Here is an 8,820-nt window from a genome sequence, read left to right on the forward strand (position 1 = left end):
TGTGAAACCCTGACGAGGTGGTTATGAACAAGAGTGAACTGAGCACGTTCGCGTCCAGCCTGAAGTTCGAACTCGATCCATTCCAGGTGAAGGCATGCGTTGCGCTCGAAGCGGGCCACGGCGTCCTTGTCTGCGCGCCGACCGGTGCAGGCAAGACCGTGGTCGGCGAGTTCGCTGTCCACCTGGCTCTCGCGGCGGGCCGCAAGTGTTTCTACACGCCGCCGATCAAGGCGTTGAGCAATCAGAAGTACGCCGAACTCGTCGAGCGGTACGGCCCCGGCGAAGTCGGTCTGCTGACGGGTGATTCGAGTATCAACTCCGACGCACCGGTGGTCGTCATGACCACCGAAGTCCTGCGGAACATGCTCTACGCCAACTCCGAGGCACTGCGCGGGCTTTCGCACGTCGTCATGGACGAAGTGCATTACCTTGCCGACCGGTTCCGCGGGGCGGTGTGGGAGGAAGTGATCCTGCACCTGTCCGAGGACGTACGCCTGGTGAGTTTGTCGGCGACCGTGAGCAATGCCGAAGAATTCGGTGCCTGGATGGAAACCGTCCGCGGCGACACCACTGTGGTCGTGGACGAGACTCGGCCGATCCCGCTGTGGCAGCACATCATGGTCGGTAGGCGAATCTTCGATCTCTTCGACAGTCGTAGTCATCCTGCTGCCGGGCCGAAGACCGTGCTCGTCGACCAGGATCTGGTTCGCCACGTCAAGCAGCGTCAGGCTCTCGAACGCGTCGAGAGCTGGCAGCCGCGTGGCCGCGGACGACGCGGCAGCTACCAGAGCTCCAACGATTTCCGGCCCTTGCCACGACCTGACGTCATCGCTCAGCTCGATCAGTCCGGACTGCTCCCGGCCATCACTTTCATCTTCAGCCGCGCTGGTTGTGATGCGGCTCTTGCACAGTGCCTGCGGTCCAGACTGGATCTCACTTCGCCGGAGCAGGTCCGCGAGATCGACACCATCATCGAGAAACACACCGGGGAACTACCCGAAGAGGATCTCGAAGTTCTCGGATATCGGGACTGGTGCAAGGCACTACGACGCGGACTGGCATCTCACCATGCCGGCATGCTGCCGGCATTCCGCCAGACAGTCGAGGAACTGTTCGTCAAGGGGCTCGTGCGGGCGGTCTTCGCGACCGAGACGCTGGCCCTCGGCATCAACATGCCGGCACGCACGGTGGTGCTCGAACGTCTGGTCAAGTACAACGGTGAATCGCACGCCGAACTGACGCCGGGGGAGTACACGCAGCTGACGGGTCGGGCCGGCCGACGCGGCATCGACGTCGAAGGCCACGCTGTGGTCCTGTGGCAGCCCGGGGTCGAGCCGACGGATGTCGCCGGCTTGGCGTCGACACGGACGTTCCCGCTCCGCAGTTCGTTCCGCCCCTCGTACAACATGTCGATCAATCTCGTCGAACGCATGGGCGCGGCGGATTCACGGAAGCTGCTCGAGCGTTCCTTCGCGCAGTTCCAAGCGGATCGCTCGGTGGCCGGCCTGGCGCGTGGCATCGAGCGGAACGAAGAAGCACTGAAGGGTTTGCAGGAGAAACTCGGCGGTGCGGACGGTGAGTACTTCGAATACGCGTCGTTGCGTGAGCGGCTCAGTGCGCGCGAGCGCGCGCTCGAACGTAAGGGCCGCGAAGACCGACGCGGAGATGCGGTGGAGTCCCTCCGTGCACTCGCCCGCGGTGACGTGATCGCAATTCCCATCGGTCGTCATTCAGGGGTGGCAGTGGTCCTCGTCCCGGACAACGATCCGAAGGACCCGCGTCCGCTGGTTCTGACGGCCGATCAGTGGGCCGGCCGACTCTCCTCGGGTGATTTCCCGGAAGCAGCCGACGTTCTGGGAAAGATGCGACTGCCCAAGCATGTCGATCACCACACCGCCCGGATCCGGCGCGATCTGGCCTCGGCGTTGCGTAGTACCGGGATCAGTGCCCCCCGGCGAAAGAAGCGCCACAAGGCGGGCGCATCCGAAGATGCCGAGGTCGCTACTTTGCGACGTGCTATTCGCTCGCATCCGTGCCACAGCTGGCCCGATCGTGAACATCTGAGCCGGATCGGTGAGCGCTACAACCGGCTGGCCAGGGAAACGCAGTCGATGAGGGAAAAGGCTGCGGCCACCACCAACTCGTTGGCGCGGACGTTCGACCGCATCATTGCGCTACTCAAAGAGCGTGAGTACATGACTGCCGAAGCAGCGCCCGAAGTCACCGAATCCGGACGACGACTCAGCCGCATCTACTCGGAAAGCGACCTTCTGGTCGCCGAATGCCTGCGGACCGGGGCGTGGACAGGACTCAGCCCGGCTGAGTTGGCGGCCGTCGTGTCCGCGGTGGTCTACGAATCACGTCGGGACGGGGACACCGTCGATCGGGTGCCGACAGCGGCGCTTCGTCACGCCCTCAACGACACTCAACGATTGTGGAGCGAACTGCGGTCGGACGAGATTCGCCACAAGCTGCCGCCGACGCGGGAACCGGATCTCGGATTCGTCACTGCCGTTTATCACTGGGCGAGCGAAAACTCGCTTGTCGACGCACTGATCGCGGCTGGAGTGCAGGGTCGTGCGCTGTCTGCGGGTGACTTTGTACGTTGGTGTCGTCAGGTGATCGATCTCCTCGATCAGGTCCGCCTGACTTCGACGGATGCCGACGTCGCGAAGACTGCGGCGCGGGCGGTAGCTGCAATTCGTCGCGGGGTAGTTGCTGTCGACGCAGCATGACCGCAACTATGTGGTTTGATTCGCAGACTGGTATTTCGAGTGGGAGGCGAACATGAGCGGGCCTTACGGACCGAACGATCCGAATCGGCAATGGGGTCCTGGTGATCAGCAGCAGCCGAACGAGCAGCAGTGGGGGCAGAATCCTCAGCAGCCGGGCGAACAACAGCAGCCTGGTCAGCAGCCCGGCCAGCAACAGCCGTGGGGTCAGCCTGGTCAAACACCGCAGCCCGGTCAGCAGCCCGGCCAGCAACAGCCGTGGGGACAACCTGCCTACGGCCAGCCGGGTGGTCAGCCTGCGTACGGTCAGCCGCAGCAACCTGGACAAGGACAACCCGGCCAGCAACAGCCGTGGGGACAACCCCAGCAACAACCTCCCGCACAGCCGTGGGGTCAGGCCGGGCAACAGCAGTCACCTGACGCAACCCAGGCGTGGGGTCAGCCTCCGGCTGCCGCACCGCAGCAGGCGTGGGGCGCCACGGCCCCCGGGCAGACTCCGGGACAGCAGAACCAGTGGAACCAGGCTCAGCCGTTCCCGAGTCCCGGTGCGCCCGGAAACCAGTCGGGTACGTCGAAGAAGCCCCTGATCTTCGGTGCGATCGGCGTTCTCGTCGTTCTTGCCGCTGTCGTGGTGGCCCTGGTGTTCGGAGTCTTCGGCAAGAACACACTCGATCAGAGCGCGGCTCAGGCCGGCGTCGAGAGGATCGTCACCGAGTCCTACGGGGCGAAGAACGTGAGCAACGTTCAGTGCCCCGCGGACCAGGAAGTCAAGTCAGGCAACAAGTTCACCTGCACGCTTTCGATCGCGGGTGTGAAGTCGAACGTGACCGTGACGTTTGTCGACGACAACGGCACGTACGAGGTCAGCCGCCCGAGCTGACGCCCTATTGGTCGGAACGGCCTGCCGCCGCAGCCTCGAGCGCGGCGGCAAGCCGGCCGGCCGAGCGCTCGATGTTCAGCGAGGCCGCCACTTCCTCGAGGCGTGCGGGATCGACGGGGGTCGCCGGGAGTCGGTCGTCCTTCGAGAACTGAACGTCCGCGTCGCGAACTACTCGTACGACCGGCAACGCAGCATCAAGGTAAGCCATTGCCTCAGGTGAGGTCAGTTTTGCGCGAATCCCCTTGGCCATATCCGATTCAGGATCAGCTGCGGCCGCCCGAAGTCCGGCCAACGAGCCGTAACGAAGCATCAGTGTCGACGCAGTCTTCTCACCGACACCTTTGATGCCGGGTAGACCGTCGGAGGCGTCTCCGCGCAGTACCGCGAGTTCGGCGTAAGCTTCGCCCGCACGGTCACCGGGTACTCCGTACTTCTCCGCAACCTCGACCGGTCCGAAGAGTTCCGCCTTGGACAGGCCACGGCCCACGTACAGGACACGGACGGGCACGTACTCGTCTGTGACGACCTGCAGTAGGTCTCGGTCACCACTGACGACGACGGTGAGATCTTCGCGCTCGGTGGCGGCAAGCGTTCCCAGTACGTCGTCGGCTTCGAGTCCGACTGCACCCGCCGTCGCGATACCCGCTGCAGCGAGCACGTCCATGATCATGTCGACCTGAGGCGTCAACGTGTCCGGAACTTCTTCGGACGCACCGTCAGAGCCTTCCTCGACGCGATGCGCTTTGTACGTCGGGACTGCATCGACGCGGAACTGCGGTCGCCAGTCCAAGTCCAGGCACACGGCGAGACGACTCGGCTGGTGTTTGGTGATCAGGGACGCCACCATGTCGGTGAAACCGCGCACCGCGTTGACAGGTCTTCCGTCGGGATCGACGAATGACTCGGGCAGCGCGTAGAACGCACGAAACCACAGGCTGGCACCGTCGAGGAGAAGCAATGGCCCACTCATGGTCACCATCCTGCCAGTCGGCACTAACCTGTAAGCCATGACGTCTCCAGCCGAACAGGATTCCCGATTCTCCAGCGCCGTGTACGGCGCACGTATCGCTCGCGCCGCGGAGTTGGCTCGATCAGCAGGACTCGACGGTCTGGTGGTGACTCCAGGTCCGGATCTGCGGTACCTGACAGGTTCTCGGGCTGACTCGTTCGAGCGCTTGACCGCGTTGGTCATCGCCGCGGACACGGCGAAGGCGTCCGTCGTACTTCCTCGGTTGGAGTTGGCGTCGCTGAAGGAATCGGCAGTGGGCGATCTCGGGTTGACCGTCCTCGACTGGGTCGACGGTGTCGACCCGTATGCGATTGTGGCGGCGCAACTCCCGACCGGCGCGAAGGTTGCGGTGACGGATGCGATGCCTGCGCTGCATCTGATCCCGCTCGCAGACACCTTGGGCGCGTTGCCGATTCTCGCCACCGGCGTCTTGCGCGAATTGCGGATGGTCAAGGACGGCGCCGAGATCGAGGCGTTGCGGCGAGCCGGTGCGGCCATCGACCGTGTTCACGCCCGCATGGCCGAGTTCTTGGTCGTCGGACGTACGGAAGCTGAAGTAGGCGAAGCGATTTCGGCGGCGATTCTCGAAGAGGGGCACACCGAGGCCGCGTTTGTGATCGTCGGTTCGGGCCCGCACGGCGCCGATCCGCATCACGAGGTTTCGGACCGGGTGATCGAGAGCGGCGATATCGTGGTCATCGATATCGGCGGACCGGTCGAGCCCGGATACAACTCGGACTCCACTCGCACGTACAGCATGGGGCAGCCGTCCGCGGAGGTTGCCGCACAGTTCGCGGTACTCGAGGCGGCGCAGCAGGCTGCGGTCGATTCGGTGCGGCCAGGAGTCTCCGCAGAATCCGTGGACGTTGCAGCCCGCGAAGTGCTTGCCGCACAAGGGCTTGCAGAGGTATTCGTTCACCGCACCGGTCACGGTATCGGGCTGTCCGTGCACGAGGAGCCGTACATCGTCGAGGGCAACACCATCGAACTCGTCGAAGGTATGGCCTTCAGCATCGAACCGGGAATCTACTTCCGCGGCAGTTGGGGTGCCCGTATCGAGGACATCGTCGTCGTGACCGCCGACGGTTGCGAGTCGTTCAACAACCGTCCGCACGGCCTGACTGTCCTCGCCTGATCAGCTTTTCTTGAACGCAGCGGACCCGAGTATGCGTGTGACGTCGATTTCGATGACCACGCGCGCGGGATTGACCCGTGGCTGGCGGTACCGCTCGGCATAGCGCCGAACGGCGTCGGCCACGGAGTCCGCGTCGGTGAGCACGCGTGCCGGCCCCTCGAGCGTGAGCCAGCGGCCACCGTCGACCGAACTGACGGCGGCGTATCCGCCACGCGCTGCGTTGATCGCCTTCTGTGAGCCACCGCTGGTGATCACGCGCGCTTTTCCGGCTTCCTGGTCCCAGGTGAACCCGACGGCAACGACGTGTGGGGTGCCGTTCGGACGCAACGTCGTGAGTGTCGCGAGGTGGTATTCACCGACGAACTTCAGCCCGTCTTCAGTGAGAGTCTGCTGTGACGATGGCGTGGTGGAGGGGGTGAGCGTCATGCCACGACGGTAATCCAGGACACTGGAGCGGTGACTGCGGGTGCGAACGTGAATGACATCGAGACGGTACTGCTCCTCGGCGGACGAAGTGAGATCGGCCTCGAGATCGGGGTCAGGCTCGCGCCGGGCCGCAACATCGTTCTGGCTGCCAGACGCAGCGGAGAGCTGTCGGAGCAGGAGCAGATGCTCAAAAACGCCGGCGCTGTCGACGTCTCCACCGTCGAGTTCGACGCCGACGCTGTCGACACGCACGGAGACCTCCTGGGCGCCGTAGTCGCCGAGCACGGTCGGATTTCGATTGCAGTGCTGGCCTTCGGGATTCTCGGCGATCAGGCGCGTGCCGAAACCGACGCGGCGCATGCGGTCGCGGTGGTGCACACCGACTACGTGGCTCAGGTCAGCATCCTCACGCACCTCGCGGAGATCATGCGCCGACAGGGAACCGGAAAGATCGTGGTGTTCTCGTCCGTCGCCGGCGTTCGGGTTCGCCGCGCCAACTACGTCTACGGGAGCGCAAAGGCCGGCTTGGAGGGTTTTGCCAGCGGTCTGGGCGACGCGCTGCACGGTTCGGGCGTGCAGTTGATGCTGGTACGGCCAGGGTTCGTCATCGGGAAGATGACCGAGGGAATGTCGCCTGCCCCGATGTCGAGCACTCCGTCGCAGGTCGCGGACGCCGTCGTGCGGGGACTGAACTCCGGGGCGACGCGTGTGTGGGTACCGCGAGTTCTGCAGCCGGTGTTCTTCGTCATGCGGCTTCTGCCTCAGACGATCTGGCGCCGGATGCCGCGATGACCACACACCCGGTGGTGATCGTCGGCATCGGCGCCGACGGCTGGGATGGGCTGTCCGAGAGCGCAAAGGGCGCAATCCTGGGCGCGGAGGTCCTGATGGGGTCGCCGCGCCAATTGGACTTGGTCCCGGCGACACATCTCGGGGCACGGCGTGCGCCCACCAGGCTGACCTGGCCGTCTCCGATGATTCCGGCGTTGCCGTCGATGTTCGCCGAGAACGCGGACCGCAGAGTATGCGTGCTCGCCAGCGGTGACCCGATGTTCCACGGTCTCGGTGTCACATTGGTCAGGCTGCTCGGCGCGGACAACGTGCGAGTGATCTCCCACCCGTCGTCGGTGGCGTTGGCGAGCGCGCGAATGGGATGGGCATCGGCCGAGATCGACGTCGTGAGCCTGGTCAACCGAGACTCGGCGACAGTATTGGCTTCCGTGACTTCTGGTGCGCGACTGCTGGTGTTGAGCAACGGGCGCTCGACACCGGGGGAGGTGGCACGTCTGTTGTCCGGCGCGGGCTTCGGTCGATCGATCGTGACCGTGCTGGCCCAGCTGGGCGGGGCCGGGGAATCGCGGACCGTCACGGTCGCAGACGAGTGGGATCACGCGGACGAGGACGTGGACGCGTTGAACGTTCTGGCCGTCGAGTGCATCGCGGCCGATCCTCTCTTGCGGCTGACTCGAATCCCGGGGCTACCGGATGCTGCTTTTGTCGGCGACGGTCAGATGACCAAGCAGGAGATCCGTGCGTTGACGTTGTGCGCGCTTGCCCCGGCGCCGGGAGAACACCTCTGGGACGTGGGCGGTGGGTCGGGAACCGTCGCCATCGAGTGGATGCGAACTCACCCACGTTGCACTGCAACAACATTCGAGAAGGTGGCGAGCCGCGTGTCGCAGATCGGTGCCAATGCACTCAATCTCGGCGTGCCCGCGTTGAACGTGAAAGGGGCCGCGCCGGAGGCGTTTGCGGACGAAACTCGACGTCCCGATGCGGTGTTCGTCGGCGGCGGCGTCACGCAACCGGGAATGCTCGAAGCGTGCTGGGAGCAGTTGAGCGTGGGTGGTCGTCTGGTCGCGAACGCCGTGACCGCCGAGTCCGAATCGTTGCTGCTCGGCTGGATGAGTCGCCATGGTGGGACGCTGCGACGCTTTCAGGTGCAGCGCGCCGAGCCGTTGGGAACGTTCAACGTTTGGCGACCGCAACTTCCGGTGGTCCAATGGTCCGTCACAAAACGTCAGCCGTCTGCAGGCGCAGACACAGATACGCCGGAGGAATCCACACAATGACCGTTCATTTCATCGGTGCGGGTCCCGGTGCGGCAGATTTGATCACTGTCCGCGCGCAACGGATCATCGCTGCGAGCCCTGTGTGCTTGTACGCAGGCAGCCTTGTTCCAGCGGAGTTGCTCGAGTGGTGCCCGGTCGGAGCTCAGGTCGTGGACACTGCTCGGCTGAGCCTGGACGAGATCACCGCGATTCTTGTCGAAGCGGATTCCGCTGGGCTGGACGTCGCGCGTTTGCATTCCGGCGATCCGTCGATCTTCAGTGCAGTGGCAGAGCAAGCTCGTCGCCTGGACGCCGCAGGAGTCGATTTCGACATGATTCCCGGTGTTCCTGCATTTACCGCGGCTGCAGCCGCGCTGGGGCGCGAGCTGACTGTCCCAGGCGTCTCGCAGACCATTGTTCTCACCCGAGTCTCCACCTTGTCGACGGCGATGCCGGAGGGCGAGGATCTGCGGTCGCTCGGCCGCAGCGGCGCGACGATGGTGATTCACCTCGGCGCTCATCGCATCGAACAGATCGCATCCGAGTTGGCCGACAATTACGGCGAGGACTGCCCGGTCGCGGTGGTC

Annotated in this window: 8 protein-coding genes; 6 read left to right on the plus strand and 2 right to left on the minus strand. The window is 64.5% G+C overall.

Features of this window, described 5'->3' with window-relative positions:
• Window positions 1-23 precede the first annotated feature (23 nt).
• On the plus strand, window positions 24-2,735 hold the full coding sequence (locus A2J01_RS33005) for a DEAD/DEAH box helicase (protein ID WP_064114373.1): 2,712 nt from the start codon (window positions 24-26) through the stop codon (window positions 2,733-2,735).
• 52 nt (window positions 2,736-2,787) lie between these two features.
• Window positions 2,788-3,612, plus strand: coding sequence for a DUF4333 domain-containing protein (locus A2J01_RS33010; protein ID WP_064114374.1), 825 nt, complete (start codon window positions 2,788-2,790; stop codon window positions 3,610-3,612).
• A gap of 4 nt (window positions 3,613-3,616) precedes the next feature.
• Here the strand turns inward: A2J01_RS33010 and A2J01_RS33015 are convergent, their stop codons facing one another.
• Window positions 3,617-4,582 carry a 5'-3' exonuclease gene (locus A2J01_RS33015; RefSeq protein WP_003944862.1) on the minus strand — a complete coding sequence of 322 codons (966 nt, stop codon included), beginning with the start codon at window positions 4,580-4,582 and terminating at the stop codon, window positions 3,617-3,619.
• Window positions 4,583-4,619: 37 nt separating this feature from the next.
• On the opposite strand from A2J01_RS33015, the gene A2J01_RS33020 reads away from it, so the two are divergent.
• Window positions 4,620-5,756 (plus strand): M24 family metallopeptidase, encoded by a 1,137-nt coding sequence (locus A2J01_RS33020; protein ID WP_064114375.1) that lies wholly within the window; start codon window positions 4,620-4,622, stop codon window positions 5,754-5,756.
• Here the strand turns inward: A2J01_RS33020 and A2J01_RS33025 are convergent, their stop codons facing one another.
• The gene (locus tag A2J01_RS33025) at window positions 5,757-6,182 is read right to left on the minus strand and encodes a PPOX class F420-dependent oxidoreductase (protein WP_007729859.1); all 426 of its coding nucleotides are present in this window, start codon (window positions 6,180-6,182) and stop codon (window positions 5,757-5,759) included.
• Between the two features lie 30 nt (window positions 6,183-6,212).
• On the opposite strand from A2J01_RS33025, the gene A2J01_RS33030 reads away from it, so the two are divergent.
• The 3 genes from A2J01_RS33030 to A2J01_RS33040 form a co-directional block, all read left to right on the plus strand.
• The gene (locus A2J01_RS33030; protein WP_058226715.1) at window positions 6,213-6,974 is read left to right on the plus strand and encodes an SDR family NAD(P)-dependent oxidoreductase; all 762 of its coding nucleotides are present in this window, start codon (window positions 6,213-6,215) and stop codon (window positions 6,972-6,974) included.
• The gene (locus tag A2J01_RS33035) at window positions 6,971-8,254 is read left to right on the plus strand and encodes a bifunctional cobalt-precorrin-7 (C(5))-methyltransferase/cobalt-precorrin-6B (C(15))-methyltransferase (RefSeq protein ID WP_064114376.1); all 1,284 of its coding nucleotides are present in this window, start codon (window positions 6,971-6,973) and stop codon (window positions 8,252-8,254) included. Before A2J01_RS33030 ends, A2J01_RS33035 begins: the two co-directional genes overlap by 4 nt.
• The coding region (locus A2J01_RS33040) for a cobalt-precorrin-4/precorrin-4 C(11)-methyltransferase (RefSeq protein WP_064114377.1) at window positions 8,251-8,820 on the plus strand (570 nt) is incomplete at its 3' end. The genes A2J01_RS33035 and A2J01_RS33040, both read left to right, overlap by 4 nt.

The organism is Rhodococcus sp. EPR-134 (assembly GCF_001647205.1).
In the GTDB taxonomy this organism is placed as follows: Bacteria; Actinomycetota; Actinomycetes; order Mycobacteriales; family Mycobacteriaceae; genus Rhodococcus_F; species Rhodococcus_F qingshengii.